Raw genomic sequence first — 15,927 nt, 5'->3', positions numbered from 1 at the left:
GCTTCCCTTCCACCCATTTTTACCTGTCAACTTTTAATTCTTCCCTCTTGCTTACCGCGAAGCCGTAGCGCCTTCAATATCCTTTTCCACATACTTGGAAGGACACTTGAGCAGGATTTTGTCGGCCACGAAGATGTTGTTGCGCATGGCTCCCGTGATAACAACCTGCTCCGACTTGTCGAAATCCTGGGGCTGGGGGTTGAAATAGACCACGCGCTGGGCAATGCGGTTGGTATCGACGAGCGTGAAGGCGAAGTAGTTGGGGTCGAGGGTGGGGTTGTACTCCAGGCCCATGATGTTCTTGCGACCATCGCGGGGCAGGCGGCCCACCACGTGCACCTTGGTCAGGTTGCCCTCGGCGGCCCGCTCCCGGGCTTCCTTGAACGTCACGTACACGCTGGCGTCGCCGGCCGTGCTGGTGATAATGGCAATGGCCACGGCAATAATGGCCATGACGAAAATGTGCGCTTTTTTCATGTCAATGAAGCAATAGGCGGCTCCAATCGGAGTCAGAAGTCAGGACAGAACAGCAAAGTCGGCCGCAAAGGTCCGTAAAAAGTGGTAAATGCGTGAACTGTCATTCCGACGCAGGAGGAATCTGGGGTAAGTCGTTGCAACGACTCCGTTCGACGACTTACCCCAGATTCCTCCTGCGTCGGAATGACAGACGCGTGCCTACTCTTCCAGTTCCTTTTCCAGGCGGGTAAGCTTGCGGTCGAGGGAAATGAGGAAGAACAGCAGGCCGGCCAGCACCACCGTAATCACGGCCACCACCACGTAAATCTTACCGCTTCCCCGGAGCGCATCGGCCATTTCGGGCTGGTTGGGGGTTTGGGCAGCAGCCCGCAGCATCGGCAGCAGCAGGGCCAGCAGCAGCAGCACGGCGCGGCTGAGCCAGCCCGAAACCTGGTTACGCAATCTGTTTTTCATACACTTTGAGTTTGAGCAGGGAAACGCGGCTGGCCAGCTGGGCCAGCCAGAAAGCCAGCAGCGTCCAGCCGATAACGGCCGGGTAGAACACGAGGCGCATGTTGCTGTCGAGGTCGTACTTGGCGAAGGCCGGGTTGCCGCCCGCGCCGGGGTGGAGCGAGTCGGTGAGGCGGGGCAGGATGTAGAACAGGGGCATGGCCGTGGCGAAGGCGAAGATGTTGTAAATGGCCGACACCCGGGCCCGCTGCTGCTCATCGGTAAAGGAAGAGCGCAGCACCAGATACGCCCCGTAGATGAGCATGGCAATGGCCGCGCCGTTGAGCTTGGGGTCGTTGGTCCACCACTCGCCCCAGGTATATTTGGCCCAGATGCTGCCCGTGGCCAGCCCCACGAAGCCCATCAGAATGCCGGTGCGGGCCGCCTCGTGAGCCCGGATATCGAGGGCGGGCGTGGGCGTGCGCAGGTAGCGCACCGAGTAGTAGACCGAAGCAACCAGAATGAACGTCATCCCGAACCACATGGGCACGTGGAAGTAGAGGTTGCGAATGGTTTCATTGAGAATGGCCAGGCGCGGCACGGGCATGAGCAGGCCCGCCACCGCCACGTACAGCAGCAGCACCACACTCAGGGCTTTCCACCAGTTTTTTTTCATGAGCTATTAGCTATTAGCTGTTGGCTGTTAGCTTTTTAACGTTGTACATCTACAATAGGAAAGGGCCTCAAAAAGTCAGCTGACAGCTAAAAGCTTCTTTTTCAGCTTCTCCACAAAAATGGGAACAGCAGGTAGGATACGGCCCCGACAATCAGGTTCAGGGCCACCAGGGTGAGCAGGGCGCTGCGGCTGGCTTCGAATTCGAGGCCGTCGAGGGCGTTTTTGGAGACTTTGATGAGTAGCAACAGCATGGGCACCATCAGCGGGAAGCCGAGCACGGCCATAAGCGTGCTGCTGTTGGTGGCCTTGGCAGCAATGCCCGATACCAGGGTGAGGGTACTGGCAAAGCCCACGGCCCCCAGCAGCACGTTGCCCACAAACAGCGGCCCGTTCTGGACCGGATTGCCGAGCACCACCGAGTACAGCAGCAGGGCCACCAGCGCCAAACCCAGCAGCAGCAGGGCGTTGTAGGCTATTTTGGCCAGAATCACGGCCTGGGGCCGCACCACAGTATAGTAGTAGAGCATCCGGCCCCGGCTTTCCTGCAAAAACCCCTTGGCCACGGCATTCACGGCCGAAAACAGCAGCACAATCCAGAACAGCGCGTTCCAGGCCGGGGCGGGCAGCTGGCCGCCCCGGGAGGAGAAACTCAGGTAGCAGACGAATACCGTGCTGCTCACGTAGAGCAGCATGCCGTTCAGGGCCGCGCGCTGCCGCCATTCCAGGCGGAAGTCCTTCTGCATCAACACCCAAATTTCGCTCAGAAGCGTCACGGCAACACGGCTGGTAAACGGAGGGCAAAGATACAACCCAACCCCCGGATTAGCCGCCCCCCGCCCAGGATTACTGCAATTGCCCCGTCCGGAATGCCAACCGGCCGGTTTTCCTGGGTGGAAAACCGGCCGGTCCTGTTCTTTTGCCTGGCTCGGATTAGAAGTCGTAGCCGAGCGTAACGTAAATTTTCGGGCCCTTGGTAATGTACTGTTCCCGGCCCCAGGCCACGTCGCCTTTCACGTAGAAACCCAGCATGGTGGTGCGCATTCCGGCCCCGTAGCCGTAGAGCAGGGGGTTGGTGAAGTTGACGACCGTAGCCGTAAAGCTGCCGCCCGGCACGACGCGCGTATTGTTGGAGTTGTTGACGCTGAACGGGTTAGCCCCGGAATAGGTCGTACCCACGTCGCCGAAGGCCGTTAGCTGGAGGTTGCGAAAAAAGCCCGATTCGATGGGCCGCCGCGAGAAGTACTGCACGATGGGCAGGCGCAGCTCGGAGTTGAAGAGCACGTACTTCTGCCCCACCCGCTTGCTGTAGTCGAACCCGCGCAGGTTGGTCACGAACTGCTGGTAGAACATCTGGGTCGGGTCCAGCTGGGTTGGCTCGGTCACGGGTTTGTCGTCCGCCGTAATCAGCTGGGCATCGGCGTAATCGTAATTCAGCCAGTTGTCCATGCCGCCGAGGCGGAAGTAGGACTGGGACGCACCGCCCCCGACGTACTGGCCGAAGCTGGCCCGGTTGGCCCAGATCAGCTGGCGGTGCAGCTTCTGGTAGTGGCGCAGGTCGATGAAGATTTTGGTGAAGTCGGTGTTGCGGCCATCCAGGTCGTAGAGCTTCGTGATGCCGGCCTTCATGCGGGTGCCTTGCAGCATGTTCACGCCCGTCACCACCGAGTTGTCGAACACCAGTTCCCCCTCCCCGCCCAGGTAGTCGCGGTTCACGTCGTTGGCATTGGCCAGGTCGGAGTACGTACGGCGGCTCACGTTCACGAAGCGCGGCCCCAGGCGTACGCTCAGGTTGTGAGTGAGCGGATAGGCAACCGTGGGCGCAATTTCGTGGCGGCCGTAGCGCACCCGGCCCACGTTCTCAAAATCGAAGAAATAGGCCTGCTTCTGGTAGCGGATACTCCAATCGGCGCGGTGCTTGAGGTTGGTATACTCGGCAAAAATATTGCTGGTCCGTAAGTCGGTCAGCGCAAAAATACCTGCCTGAATGCGGTGGTTCTCCATCAGGTCCGACATGTTCACCTGCCCCATCAGGCCCAGGCCTAGCAGCGGATCCGTGGTCAGCGTCGATACCACGTTGTCGATGCTGAACTGGGTATCGTAGCGGAACGGCCCCGTTGGGTCGGAGGTGCCGGCAGGAGCGGCCTTGGGCAGGGCAACTACCGTGGCCGCCCGGCGTTTCACGGTCGCCGGATCGGCCCGGGAGGCCGGAATATCCTCGTCGAACTCGTAGTTGTTGGGATTCACGCGGCTGGCCGGGGCACCGGCAGCCGGCGCGGGKGGGCGGGCGGCGCTGCCGGCCGGGGCCGCACTCTGGCCGCCCTTCTGCTGGGTGGCGCTGGCCACCGTGGGGCCGGGGCGGGTAGCCGCCGGCACGGCCGCCTTGGCGGGCCGGGAGCGGTCTTCCAGAATTTCCTGACGGGCCGTTTTAGCCAGCGTCAGACCTTCGGGCAGGGCGTAATTCGGGTACAGGTACACGTTGTCGCGGCCGTCGGCCGTCGAAACGAAGCCCAGCGTGTTGGTGGTAGCGTTGTAGTCGAAGTCCTTGATGTTGGCCAGGAAGCTCGTTGCGGGCTGATACTGGTGGGTGGCCAGGGCCAGCCGGTAGAGGCTGCGCACCCCGCTTTCTTCCCCCACAAACAGCACTTCCGCATCGGAAATAGCCCGGGGCCGGCCTTCGTTGGAAATCGTATTTACCAACATCTCCACCGGCTGGGGGCGGCCATCGAGGTGGTAGAGGTAGAGGTCGTAGTTGTTGACTACGGCCCCGAAGCTGCCCTCGGCCGTACCGGCCGAATCGAGCCAGCGGTTGGAGCTGAACACGATACCGCCGCCGCCGGGCAGGAAAACGGGCTGCACGTCGTCGAACACGTCGTTGGTGAGCTTTTCGGGAGCCCGGCTACCGGCCCGCAGCAGGTAAAGGTCGTTCTGCCCGTTATGCACGCCGCTGAACACCACCGACTTGCCGTCGGCCGAGTAGCTCAGGTCGGTTACCTGGGAGAACGTGGCGAACAGGGAAGTGCGGCGGCCGAAACGGGGCAGCAGCCCTTTCAGCCGGGCCACGGTATTCCCGACCCCGCCACTGGCCTCGCGCAGCTGGAGCTGGAGCAGCCCTTTTTCTTCCTCCACCACGGCCACCTGGCTGTTGTTGCGCCAGGCCAGCACCGGCAGCCGCATTTCCACTTCCTGATCGGGAGTTTTGTAGCCGCCGCGGTGGATTACGTTGCGGCCCCGGCCATTTTTGTTCACCACCAGCACCCGGTACCGGCCCAGGTCGTTCTGCACGTAGGCCAGCTGCTGGCCGTTGGGGCTGAGCACGGGCTGGCTATAAATGGTGCCCCGGCGGTTGCGGCCGGCCAGCCTGTTCTTGTCTTCGGCTTCCTGGTAGGGGGTCTGGGGCTGGGCATTCAGCTGGCGGTAGTAGCCCAGCCAATCCTTGAGAAACACCTTGTAGGGCACGTTCAGCGAGGAGCTGATGCCCACTTCCACGTCGCGGGTGATGCGCGTCAGGTTCAGAATGTTCTGAATACTGGTGTAGCCGTAGCGTTCGGCAATGTAGTTCCACACGCTCTGGCCGGCCAGCTCGGGGTTGCGCAAGAAGAAGGGCGCGGTGCGGTTGCCCTCGTGCTCCCGGGTCATGGTGCGCAGGTAGTCGTCCATTTCCACGCTCCAGCCCTGAGCCGCGTAGGCCGAGGCCCCGCTGATGAACCAGTCGGGCAGCTGCAACAGGTAGCTGCTCTGAATCACTTCCTTGAGCGAGCCGCCGTACATCATGTCGTTGAGCAATACCTGGGTGATGCGGTTGCTCAGGTCCTGCTTGAAGCGGGTCTGCTCGCCCTGGAAGGCAATCTGGACCTTGGTCGTGCGCAGCAGCGAGGTTTCGCCGCCGGTCTGGTACTTGTCGGTGCTCAGGCCCACGTTGCTCTGGCGCAGGTCGCCGACGGAGTTGAAGAGCATGATGGTGGTTTTGGAGTACGGGTAGTACCCAATCAGGCCCGTGATGCGCTGAAGCTCTTTTTCGGCGTATTCGGCCGCGTGGCGGGCATTATCTTCGCCACCGGCATAATAATAGATCGTGAAGTTCTGGGTGCTGAGCTGCATCCAGTCGAAATCCTTGTACTGGAGGCGCACCCGCCCGAAAGGCTCCTGGGCCGTCTGGGCCCGGGCCGGGCCACCATCAACCAGCAGCAGGCCCAGCACCAGGGCTGCCAGGCCGGCCGGCCGCCGCAAACCCGGCCGGGAAAGTAAGGATAAGTGCTTCATATCAGGACGGGAAAACGAAGGAGAGCTAGGAACGAAGGGCGCGGCTTGCCGGCGGGCCGGCATTGGCGGGAGAGTATAACGTAAGGTAGCGCCGGATATTGACTTCGGGCCAGGGCGCCACGTCATTTTCCAGCCAGTCGGCCATTACCTGGGCCAGGCGCGGGGCCATCATCACGCCCTTGGAGCCCAGCCCGTTGAACACGTGCACACCCGGCGTTTCCGGGTGCGTACCGAGCAGCGGTTTCCGGTCGCGCACGGCCGGCCGGACGCCCGCCCGCTGGCCGACTACGGCGAACGGCCGCGCCGTGATGGCGCGCAGCCGGTCCGTGAGTTCGGCCAGGGCTTCGGGCGTGGTACCCGCCGCGAAAGGGGGCCAGCGGTAGGTGGCTCCCACCCGCAGCAACCCCTCCCCGAGCGGCACCACATAGGCTCCTTTGTTGAGGACGGTATCGGTGGGCAAACCGGGGCATTTTACCGTGAGTACCTCGCCCTGGTTGGCCGTCAGGGGCAGCCAGCCAAAGTACGGGTTCTGGCTGGTGGCCGCGCCCTCGCAGCTGATGATGTGCCGGGCCTGCACCCGGCCCGCGTAGGTGAAGCCCCCGGCCGGATCGGCAACAAGCTGGCCCCAGTCAAAAGTTTCGTGCTGGAGCCAACCGGCGGCCAGCGCTTCGGCGGTCAGGGCCGTGAGCAGTTCTTCCACCCGCACGTACCCGCCGCGCCGGATGCGCAGCCCCCCCAGCTCCTGGTGCACCCCGGGCAGCGTGGGCAGCTCCCCGGTGGCTTGGGTCACGAAATCGAGCCAGGGCTGGTCGGCACTGCGGGCGACGACCGTGTTCTGCTCCTGCACCGACGAGAACAGCTTTATGATGGGCAGCTCGTACAGAAACGGCTGGCCCAGCCGCTGCTCCTGGGCGCGGTAGAACGCCACGGCAGCCGTCAGCAGCTCATCGGCCCGCCAGGCCAGGGCAAAGCGCTTACCGGCTACCGGGTTCATCAGGCCCGCCGCCACCCGCGAGGCCGAATCGGACCGGGCCACATCCAGCACCAATACGCTACGGCCCCGCCCGCGCAACTCAGCTGCCAGCGTGGCCCCGGCAATACCATAGCCCACAATCAAATACTCAACGCCCATCATAGGCGGACAAGGTAAGACGTTTTTGAGCGTTCGGGGAGGAGTGGGCGGTCGGTCGGGCGGGCGCGCCGTTTCGCCAGCTCCGGAAGGGGGCTGGCGGTTTTTTCCGGGCGCGGGCAACGCGTTGGCCGGCTCATGGCGGGGTCCGGAGCTTGCGGCCGCAGTTCGGGCGGCGGGAACGGTTCCTTGCTGCCTGGATTCCCGCATTCTTCCAGACCCCCAAAAACGTCTTACCTTGCTTGTTCCAAACTCTCGTTGTTTCTCCTTTTCGTGCTATGACCGTTTCCGGCTTTACGTTCAATCCGTTTTCCGAAAATACCTACCTGCTCCACGACGCCACCGGGGCCTGCGTGGTAGTAGACCCCGGCTGCTACGAGCGGGCCGAGCAGGATGCCCTGAAGCAGTTCATCGAGGCCCGGGGGCTGCGGGTAGAGCTGCTGGTCAACACCCACTGCCACATCGACCACGTACTGGGTAACCGTTTCATTCTCGACACCTATCAGGTGCCGTTTCTGGTGCACGAGGCCGATTTGCCCACGCTGCGCGCCGTGCCTACCTACGCGCCCAGCTACGGCTTCCCGCTCTACCACCCCGCCGAGCCCACTGGTTTGCTGACGGCCGGCGAGCCCCTGCGCTTCGGCGAAACGGCGCTGGAAGTGCGCTTCGCCCCGGGTCACGCCCCGGGCCACGTGGTGTTCTACCACGCGCCCACCAGCACCCTCATCGGGGGCGACGTGCTGTTTCAGGGCAGCATCGGGCGCACCGACCTGCCCGGCGGCGACTACGAGACGCTCATCACCAGCATCCGGGGCCAGCTTCTGACCCTGCCCGACGAGACGGTAGTGTACTCCGGCCACGGCCCGGCCACCACCATCGGGCAGGAGCGCCGCGCCAACCCGTTTCTGCAATAAGGCCCGTGGGCTCGCCGCATCCGCAGCCCGCCCTCCTCTACCCCACTCAATCTGTTTACCCCTTGAAAAAGCATATTCCTAACGCGGTTACCTGTCTGAACCTGTTCTCCGGATGCCTGGCCCTCTGTTCTATTTTTGCCGGTGATTTGGTGACCGGTGCCTACTTCGTGGCGTTGTCGGCCCTGTTCGATTTTTTCGATGGCCTGCTGGCCCGGGCACTGCACGTTTCGTCGCCCATTGGCAAAGACCTGGACTCGCTGGCCGACGTGGTATCGTTCGGGGTAGTGCCTGGCGCGTTCCTGTTTGATTTGCTGCGCCAGAGCGGGGCCGGTATGCCCAGCTGGCTGCCCTACGCGGGCTTTATCGTGACGGTGTTTTCGGCCCTGCGGCTGGCCAAGTTCAACAACGACACCCGGCAGTCGGATTCCTTTATTGGCCTGCCTACCCCGGCCTGCACGCTGGTGGTCGCCGCCCTGCCCCTGATTCTCGACCACGACCGGTTTTCCCTGAGCCCATTCATTCTCAATCCCTGGACGCTGCTGGCCCTTACCCTGGTGCTCTCGGGCCTGCTGGTGGCCGAGCTGCCCTTGTTCGCGCTCAAGTTCAAGTCCCTGCGCTGGCAGGAGAACAAGGTGCGGCTGCTCTTTCTGGGGTTGAGTCTGGCCCTGCTGCTAGTGCTGGGAGCCGCCGCCATTCCCCCGATTATCCTGCTCTACGTGGTGCTTTCCGTCCTGATGCCGGCCAAGCCGGAAGTTCTCCAGGGCTGAGCGGCCGGCAATCCACGGCCCGTGCTGCTTCGTTTAGCTAAGAGCCGGTATTTTTTTTGGGCGGGTGGGCAATATTTTCCGGCAAAGGCAGTTAAACCAAGCAGGCTGAACTGAGTTGCCCACCTGCCTGTTGCCACTCGTACGTTCTTCTTCCTCCTGATTTTTGAGCTTCTGCGTATGCGACATTCTACGTTCTGGGTCCTGCTGACGCTGCTGCTACTGCTGAGCGGGCTCGGGCCGGTCGCCCAGGCACAGTCGGGCGAACAGATCGTGCGCAGTCGCGTTGCCTGGACGGGTACCGAGCCGGTGGCCATCAAGGGCCAGCAGCGCCGGGTGCCCTCGTTCCGGGGGGCCTCGTTCGGGCGCAACGAGCAAGTGGGCACCTTGCAGCTGCGCCTGGCCGGCACCGTAGAGCAGGGCCAGCTGCGCGAAACCCTCTACGAGGCCGTGCCCGCCGCCGAAGCCCGCCAGCTCGATCTGTCCGCCCTGCCCACCAGCCCAACCCTGCGCCTGACGTTTGGCACCGAAGCCCGCCAGGCAGTGACGCTGCTGGCCGTGCAGCCCCTGCGCCGCAACCCCCAGACCGGCCAGGCCGAAAAGCTGGTTTCCTTCGCTTACGCTTACACCACCACGGCCCGCCGCCCCCAGGCTACCCGCACCTACGCCCGCACTTCGGTGCTCAGCCAGGGCGACTGGTTTAAGATCGGGGTGCCCACCAACGGCATCTACAAGCTCGACAAAGCCACGCTGAGCAAACTGGGCCTGAATGTACAGGGCCTCGACCCCGGCCGCCTGCGCCTGTTTGGCAACGCTATGGGCACCCTTCCCCAGGCCAACAACGCCTACCGCCCCGACGACCTGGCCGAAAACAACCTGCACTTTGTGGGCGACGCCGGCGCAACCTTCGACGACAACGAGTACTTCCTCTTCTACGCCGTAGGGCCGCACACCTGGACGCGCGACGGCAACAATGCCCGGTTTCGCCACCAGCTCAACCCTTACACCGATACGGCCTACTATTTCCTGACCGTAGGACCGGCCGCCGGGCGCCGGGTGCCGGCTGCTCCCGCCGTGAGCGGAACTACCAGCACCCGCATCACCACCTTCCTCGACCGGCAGTTCTACGAGCGCGACCTGCTCAATATCGCCAAGTCGGGCCGGGTCTGGGTGGGGGAAGAATTCTCCGCCAACACCCAGCTAAGCCGCACTTTCACCCTGCCCGTAACCGATCTGGTGCCGGGCTCCGTTGCCCAGATTACTTCGTCGGTAGTGGCCGCCTCGTTGTCGCCCACCGTGTTTCAGAGCATTGTGAACGGCCAGAACGTGGCCTCGCAGGTGGTACCCGGCTATAACTGCTCCGGCGGCTTCGGCTGCTACCCCGAGGTGGCCAACACCAACCTCAGCACCCTGCAATACGCGGTGCCGGCCACCTCACCCACCGAGTTCAAAATCAGCCTGGCCTACAATGGCAGCGGCGACCCGGCCGCCAAGGGCTACCTCGATTACCTGGAGCTGAACGCGCGACGGCAGTTGCGCTTCAGCGGCAATCAACTCGCCTTCCGCTCCCTCGACAACATCAGCCCGGTAGCCATCAGCCAGTTTGAGCTCGGCAACGCCACCGGCGCTACCATCTGGGACGTGACCAACCCCCGCCGCCCCGTGGCGGTAGCCGCCAGCAACGGCACCTTCCTGGCCCGCACCGATACGCTCCGGGAGTTCGTGGCCTTCAGCGGCGCCGATTTCCCGGCGCCCCGCACCTTCGGGAAGGTAGGCAACCAGAACCTGCACGCCCTCAACCTCGATGGCAAGCTGGAGCTGGTTATCGTGGCCCACCCGGCTTTTCTGGAAGCGGCCACCGCGCTGGCCGCCCACCGCACCACCCACGACGGGCTTAATGCCCAGGTGGTATCCACGGCCCAGATTTACAATGAATTCGGTTCCGGCGGCCAGGACGTTTCGGCCATCCGCGACCTGATGAAGATGGTCTACGACCGCAACACCGCCAACCGCCGGCAGTATCTATTGCTGTTCGGCGACGCCTCCTACGACTACAAGGCCGACCCCACCAACGACGTGGCCCAGCTGCCCGACTGGTGGAAGGACCGCCAACCCAGCAACAGCCATAAGATCAACCAGAACTTCGTGCCGGTGTACGAGTCGGTGGAGGGCTTCGACCTGGTGATGGGTGCCCGGCCCAACGCCCAGGGCCTCACGTATTCGTCCGACGACTATTATGGCCTGCTCGATGATACGGAAGGTGAGTGGCGCCCCAACACCAGCAACGAGCTGCTCGACATTGCCGTGGGCCGCCTGCCGGTGCGGACCGTCGAACAGTCTAAACTGGTGCTCAAGAAGCTGGTTGACTACGACGCGCCGGCCGCCTACGGCAAGTGGCGCAACCGGCTCTCGTTCGTGTCGGATGATGGGGATGGCAACCTGTTCAGCTACTACAGTGAGCAGCTGGCCGCGCCGCTCGATACGCTGACGAATGCGCGCAGCTACAACGTGTATAAGCTTTACCTCGACCTGTTTCCGCAGGTTACTGTGGCGGCTGGCCAACGCTCCCCGGCAGTGGAGAAGGCCATTGACGAGGCATTTGAGCAGGGTTCCTTGCTGATCAACTACATCGGCCACGGTGGCCCCAAAGGCTGGGCCGATGAGCAGATTGTGACCAACAGCTCCATTCTGCGCCTGCAAAACACCACCCGCCCTACCTTCCTGTTCACTGGCACCTGCGACTTCAGCACCTACGACAACCCGGAATTTACCTCCGCCGGCGAGCAGTCGCTGACCGATATCAGCGGCGGGGCCATTGGCCTGCTTACTACCACCCGGGTGGTGTACGCCGATAAGAACCAGTCGCTGGCCATCGAATTCTTCAACGACCTGTTCAAGCGGCGGCCCGACGGCCGGATGCCCCGCATTGGCGACATCTGCCAGACGGCCAAAAACATTGCCGTGGCCGGCGATAACAACCGCAACTACGCCCTGCTCGGCGACCCTTCCATGCGCCTGGCCTACCCGGAGCAGGAGGCCGTCGTGACCACCATCAACGGCAAACCGGCCACCACCCTCACCGACACGCTCAAGGCCTTGCAGCGAGTGGAAATTGCGGGCGAAATCCGGCAGGGAGGCCAGTTGAACGCGGCCTTCACGGGCACGGCCAACGTGCAGGTCTTCGAGAAGAAAACTACCCTCACAACCCTTGGCAACGAGCCCACCGACACGCCCGTACCGATTCCGGTGCGCGAAAACGTGTTTTACGATGGCCCGGCCAGCATCCGGGGAGGTAAGTTCAAGGTTCAGTTCGTGGTTCCCAAAGACATCAACTACAGCGTGGGCCTGGGCAAAATCAGCCTGTATGCCGCCGACCCCAGCGCCCGCATCGACGCCCACGGCCAGCGCCTGACGCCCGTCGGCGACGCCGCCGCGCTGTCAACGCGGGATACCATCCCGCCCCGCATCCGCCTGTTCATGGACAACGAGCAGTTTGCATTCGGCGGACTCACGGGCCTGACCACTACCCTGCTGGGCACCTTACGCGACGAAAGCGGCATCAATACGGCCGGCACCGGTATCGGCCACGACCTGACGGCAACCCTGGACGGCGACGCCAGCAAAGTAACCGTGCTCAACTCCTTCTACACGGCCAAAACCGACAGCTTCCAGGTGGGCCGGGTCGAGTACAAGTTCAAGGACCTCACGCCCGGTCCCCACGAGTTGCGCGTGAAAGCCTGGGACACCTGGAACAACTCGGCCGAGCGGGCCGTGGAATTCATTGCGGCTCCTACCGAGAAGCTGGCCCTGCAACACGTGCTCAACTACCCCAACCCGTTTGCTGGTACCACCACGTTCCACTTCGACCACAACCGCAACGGCCAGGATCTGGAGATTCAGGTGCAGATTTTTACGGTATCCGGTAAATTGGTGCGCACGTTGCAGGGCTCTGCCTTCGGCAGCGGCTCCCATGTGGCCGCCGTTAGCTGGGACGGCCGCGACGAGTACCAGGACCAGCTGGCCCGGGGCGTGTACGTGTACCGCGTGAGCGTCCGGACCCGCTCGGCCGATACCTCCGATACCTCAACAGCCTCGAAATACGAGAAGCTGGTTTTGCTTAACTAATCTGCCATTCCGGCTTTTCGTCTACTTTTCGCCTCCACTTTCTCTTCTCCCTTATGACACTGCCGAAACTGTCCCTGCGGGCCGTGCTGCTCCCCGGTTTACTGGGTCTGGCCGCCACCACGGGTGCCTATGCCCAGCGCGTGAATGCCATTACCACCGCGGTTCCCATTCTCACCATCAGCCCCGATTCCCGCTCGTCGGCCCTGGGTGAGGCGGGCGTGGCCATCAGTCCCGATGCCAACGCGGGGTACTACAATCCCGGCAAGCTCGGTTTCGTGCGCTACCAGCACACGGCCTCCCTCTCCTACACCCCCTGGCTGGCCAGCATCGCCAACGACATGGGCCTGGCTTACCTGAGCGGGACCACAAAAATCGGCGACCGGTCCACGCTTTCGGCTAACCTGATGTATTTCAACTTGGGCGAAATCCAGTACCGCGACAACAGCGGCAACCCCACCAGCAATTTCAACCCCAAGGAATACGCGCTGGCAATTGGGTACGGACAGAAGCTGAGCGACAACTTCGGGGTAGGTCTGAACGCGCGCTACATCCGCTCCAACCTCACGGGCGGAACCATCGCCGACACCAATCCGGGCAATGCGGTAGCCGTAGACTTGGGCGCTTACTACACCACCGACCTCACCATTGGCCCCGGCGAGTATAACCTGGCTTTCGGGGCAGCGGTATCCAATATCGGCAACAAAATCACCTACACGAGTGCGAGCCGGCCCGATTTTCTGCCAACCAACCTCAAGCTCGGCACGGCCATCACCAAGGAGCTGGACGCCTACAACAAACTTACCTTCACCTTCGATGCCAACAAGTTGCTGGTGCCAACGCCCTATTACGAAGAAGGCAAGGCCAGCAGTGATCCGGCAGTGGAAGCCGAAAACGAGAAACGGGCCAGCTACGGTATCGTGCGCGGTATTACCAGTTCGTTCAGCGACGCCCCCGGCGGCTTCAGCGAGGAGTTGAAGGAAATCAACCTGTCAACCGGCCTCGAATACTCGTATAACGACCTGCTGATGGTGCGGGCCGGTTACTTCTACGAGAACAAGATGAAGGGTGACCGGCAGTACCTCAGCTTCGGAGCCGGCATCCGGTACCAGGTTTTTGGGGTGGATGGCACCTATCTGGTGCCAAACTCCAAGGCCAACCCACTCTCCCAAACGCTGCGGGTTTCCCTGCACTTCAACTTCAATGAGCTCAGCGAGGCTTTCGGCAGCTCCGATAGCTCCGGCAACTAACTCTTCTTTCTTCTCTTGATGCTCGACCGTACCGTCGCTCCTCCCGTTCAGCCGCTGGCCCGCGTAACGCTGCCGGCGGCTGACGTGTTTTCGCTCCCCAACGGAGCCCGTCTTCACGTACTACGCAACGATGCCCAACCCGTCGTTCGCCTCCAGGTAGTCTTCAGAGCTGGCAAGTGGTACGATCCTACCGCCGGCGTTTCCCTGCTGGCGGCCCGGATGCTGCTGGAAGGCACCCGTACCCGCACCGCCCGCCAGATTGCCGATGAGGTAGCCTTTTACGGCGCTTCGCTGGAGTGTGAGCAGGGCTTCGACCGCTCCACCCTGACCCTCTACTGCCTTACCCGCCACCTGGCGCCTCTGCTCCCATTGGTACAGGACGTGCTGACGGAGCCCATCTTCCCGGAGGTAGAGCTGGCCCAGGTAAAAACCCGCACTATCCAGAACGTGCGGGTAGAGCGCCAGAAAAGCAGTTACCTGGCCTCCGAGCAGTTTTCCCGCAACCTCTTCGGCCCCACGTATCCGTATGGCATCACGTTCAATGAAGCCGTTTTTCAGAACGTCACTTCCGCAGAAGTCCGGCACTTCTATCAACAGCACTACAACTTCGGCCAGGCCGAAATATTTCTTTGTGGTGATGTGCATGAGGAACACAACGCCTTGCTGACCGACCTTCTGGGCAGCATAGCTCCCGTGGCTGTTGCCCTGACCACACAGGCTCTGGCCCCCGCCAACGTTATGCCCCAGGAGTATGTAACGCTGGAAGGCAGCCTGCAATCCTCGCTACGTATCGGCCGGTTGTGGCCGGCCCTCACGCACCCGCAAACCCACGAGTTGCAGGTGCTGGTGAAGGTACTCGGCGGGTACTTTGGTTCTCGCCTGATGAAAAACATCCGGGAAGACAAAGGCTTTACCTACGGCATCTACGCCAGCGTAGGCCCCCGGGAGCACGCGACCAGCTTTGTCATCGGCTCCGACGTAAACGCGGCCAATGCCAAGGCAGCCGTTCAGGAAGTCCACCACGAGTTGCGCACCTTACAGGAAGAGCTCATCCCCGAGTCGGAGCTGCAAACCGTGAAGAACTACATGAGCGGCAAGTTTGCCAATGAGCTCAGCACCGTTTTTGAGCAGTGCGACAAGTACAAAAACCTGATCTTCTTCCACCTGCCCGCTGATTACTACACTACCTTCGTAGCGAAAATTCAGGCAGTAGATTCCCGGACTTTGCAACAACTTGCCCAGCACTACCTGTCGCCGGATTCTATGATTGAAATTGTAGCCGGACCAGCCAGATAATCATATACTTCCCGGCAACTAAAAAGCCCGCATTCGCTAACCGAATGCGGGCTTTTCATGTCCTGTAATGCCGTGATCCCACCCAATGGAAGGCAAGCCAGGCAGCAACCGATCAGAAGTTGCAGGCTAGCACTGTACCAATACAATCTGTCGGACTTTGCCCATGGAATGCCCGGGTGCCTATCACGCAGATGGTTGCCTCGTCTCTTATGGTTGCAACGAAGAAGCAAATCTGCTGGCGACTATTCACATCTTAAGAAACCTCCGATTCAGCGTTGGTCGTGTCAGGACTAATTACCTGAGTCCTTCAGAGGCCAAAGTGGCTTATCTCAAAGCAGCTGGACTCGTTTTTTCAAGGCTGGAATATGTATATCAGGAGAGTAGACAACAGATAAATACTGCCCTACTAAGCACTGATCATTCTGCCTCCTCAGCAGTCTGCTGTCATCATACAAGCCCACGCTACTCCCAGAGGCCCTTGAGTTGCCTCCTGGGCCGGAATCAGGTTAATGCCGGGCCGGGCTGGGGCGGGTTCTATAAACGCAAGAAGCCCCGCGCATCCATCCCGGGTGAAGGGGACTGGACGCCGCGGGGCGACTTGTAGATAAGG

Annotated in this window: 11 protein-coding genes; 5 read left to right on the top strand and 6 right to left on the bottom strand. The window is 61.9% G+C overall.

Translation table 11 applies throughout. From position 1 onward, the window contains the following. Positions 1-51: 51 nt before the first annotated feature. The 6 genes from D0T11_RS07480 to D0T11_RS07455 all read right to left on the bottom strand — a co-directional run bounded on the left by D0T11_RS07480 (position 52) and on the right by D0T11_RS07455 (position 6,977). Positions 52-477: a cytochrome c maturation protein CcmE domain-containing protein gene (locus tag D0T11_RS07480; RefSeq protein WP_119655161.1), complete on the bottom strand. Its 426-nt coding sequence runs from the start codon at positions 475-477 to the stop codon at positions 52-54. 198 nt (positions 478-675) lie between these two features. Beyond that, positions 676-930, bottom strand: a complete 255-nt coding sequence (locus D0T11_RS07475; RefSeq protein WP_220473708.1) for a CcmD family protein — start codon at positions 928-930, stop codon at positions 676-678. Continuing rightward, positions 911-1,582 carry a cytochrome c biogenesis protein gene (locus D0T11_RS07470; protein ID WP_119655160.1) on the bottom strand — a complete coding sequence of 224 codons (672 nt, stop codon included), beginning with the start codon at positions 1,580-1,582 and terminating at the stop codon, positions 911-913. Before D0T11_RS07470 ends, D0T11_RS07475 begins: the two co-directional genes overlap by 20 nt. 101 nt (positions 1,583-1,683) lie before the next feature. Next, complete coding sequence (locus D0T11_RS07465) at positions 1,684-2,325, bottom strand: heme exporter protein CcmB (protein ID WP_119655268.1); 642 nt, start codon at positions 2,323-2,325, stop codon at positions 1,684-1,686. Between the two features lie 187 nt (positions 2,326-2,512). Then, positions 2,513-5,842 carry a TolB-like translocation protein gene (locus D0T11_RS07460; RefSeq protein ID WP_147374563.1) on the bottom strand — a complete coding sequence of 1,110 codons (3,330 nt, stop codon included), beginning with the start codon at positions 5,840-5,842 and terminating at the stop codon, positions 2,513-2,515. 25 nt (positions 5,843-5,867) lie between these two features. Then, positions 5,868-6,977 carry an NAD(P)/FAD-dependent oxidoreductase gene (locus D0T11_RS07455; protein WP_182888298.1) on the bottom strand — a complete coding sequence of 370 codons (1,110 nt, stop codon included), beginning with the start codon at positions 6,975-6,977 and terminating at the stop codon, positions 5,868-5,870. Positions 6,978-7,249: 272 nt separating this feature from the next. Here D0T11_RS07455 and D0T11_RS07450 point away from each other — a divergent pair, with 272 nt between their 5' ends. The 5 genes from D0T11_RS07450 to D0T11_RS07430 all read left to right on the top strand — a co-directional run bounded on the left by D0T11_RS07450 (position 7,250) and on the right by D0T11_RS07430 (position 15,317). Next, positions 7,250-7,885 carry an MBL fold metallo-hydrolase gene (locus D0T11_RS07450; protein WP_119655157.1) on the top strand — a complete coding sequence of 212 codons (636 nt, stop codon included), beginning with the start codon at positions 7,250-7,252 and terminating at the stop codon, positions 7,883-7,885. Positions 7,886-7,947: 62 nt separating this feature from the next. After that, on the top strand, positions 7,948-8,652 hold the full coding sequence (locus D0T11_RS07445; protein ID WP_119655156.1) for a CDP-alcohol phosphatidyltransferase family protein: 705 nt from the start codon (positions 7,948-7,950) through the stop codon (positions 8,650-8,652). 177 nt (positions 8,653-8,829) lie between these two features. After that, the gene (gene porU / locus D0T11_RS07440; RefSeq protein ID WP_119655155.1) at positions 8,830-12,774 is read left to right on the top strand and encodes a type IX secretion system sortase PorU; all 3,945 of its coding nucleotides are present in this window, start codon (positions 8,830-8,832) and stop codon (positions 12,772-12,774) included. A gap of 53 nt (positions 12,775-12,827) precedes the next feature. Next, positions 12,828-14,021, top strand: a complete 1,194-nt coding sequence (gene porV, locus D0T11_RS07435) for a type IX secretion system outer membrane channel protein PorV (protein ID WP_119655154.1) — start codon at positions 12,828-12,830, stop codon at positions 14,019-14,021. Positions 14,022-14,039: 18 nt separating this feature from the next. Then, a complete protein-coding gene (locus tag D0T11_RS07430; protein ID WP_119655153.1) occupies positions 14,040-15,317 on the top strand; it encodes a M16 family metallopeptidase in 1,278 nt (425 codons plus the stop codon). Positions 15,318-15,927: the final 610 nt, after the last annotated feature.

The organism is Hymenobacter rubripertinctus (assembly GCF_003583925.1).
GTDB lineage: Bacteria > Bacteroidota > Bacteroidia > Cytophagales > Hymenobacteraceae > Hymenobacter > Hymenobacter rubripertinctus.
Note: the sequence above shows the minus strand (reverse complement) of the source record. Positions and strands in the feature narration are given on the sequence as shown.

Coding starts and splice junctions, on each gene's coding strand:
- D0T11_RS07475 (WP_220473708.1), bottom strand. CDS start 930: ATGAAAAACAGATTGCGTAACCAGGTTTCGGGCTGGCTCAGCCGCGCC.
- D0T11_RS07465 (WP_119655268.1), bottom strand. CDS start 2,325: ATGCAGAAGGACTTCCGCCTGGAATGGCGGCAGCGCGCGGCCCTGAAC.
- porV (WP_119655154.1), top strand. CDS start 12,828: ATGACACTGCCGAAACTGTCCCTGCGGGCCGTGCTGCTCCCCGGTTTA.
- D0T11_RS07455 (WP_182888298.1), bottom strand. CDS start 6,977: ATGATGGGCGTTGAGTATTTGATTGTGGGCTATGGTATTGCCGGGGCC.
- D0T11_RS07450 (WP_119655157.1), top strand. CDS start 7,250: ATGACCGTTTCCGGCTTTACGTTCAATCCGTTTTCCGAAAATACCTAC.
- D0T11_RS07430 (WP_119655153.1), top strand. CDS start 14,040: ATGCTCGACCGTACCGTCGCTCCTCCCGTTCAGCCGCTGGCCCGCGTA.
- D0T11_RS07480 (WP_119655161.1), bottom strand. CDS start 477: ATGAAAAAAGCGCACATTTTCGTCATGGCCATTATTGCCGTGGCCATT.
- porU (WP_119655155.1), top strand. CDS start 8,830: ATGCGACATTCTACGTTCTGGGTCCTGCTGACGCTGCTGCTACTGCTG.
- D0T11_RS07470 (WP_119655160.1), bottom strand. CDS start 1,582: ATGAAAAAAAACTGGTGGAAAGCCCTGAGTGTGGTGCTGCTGCTGTAC.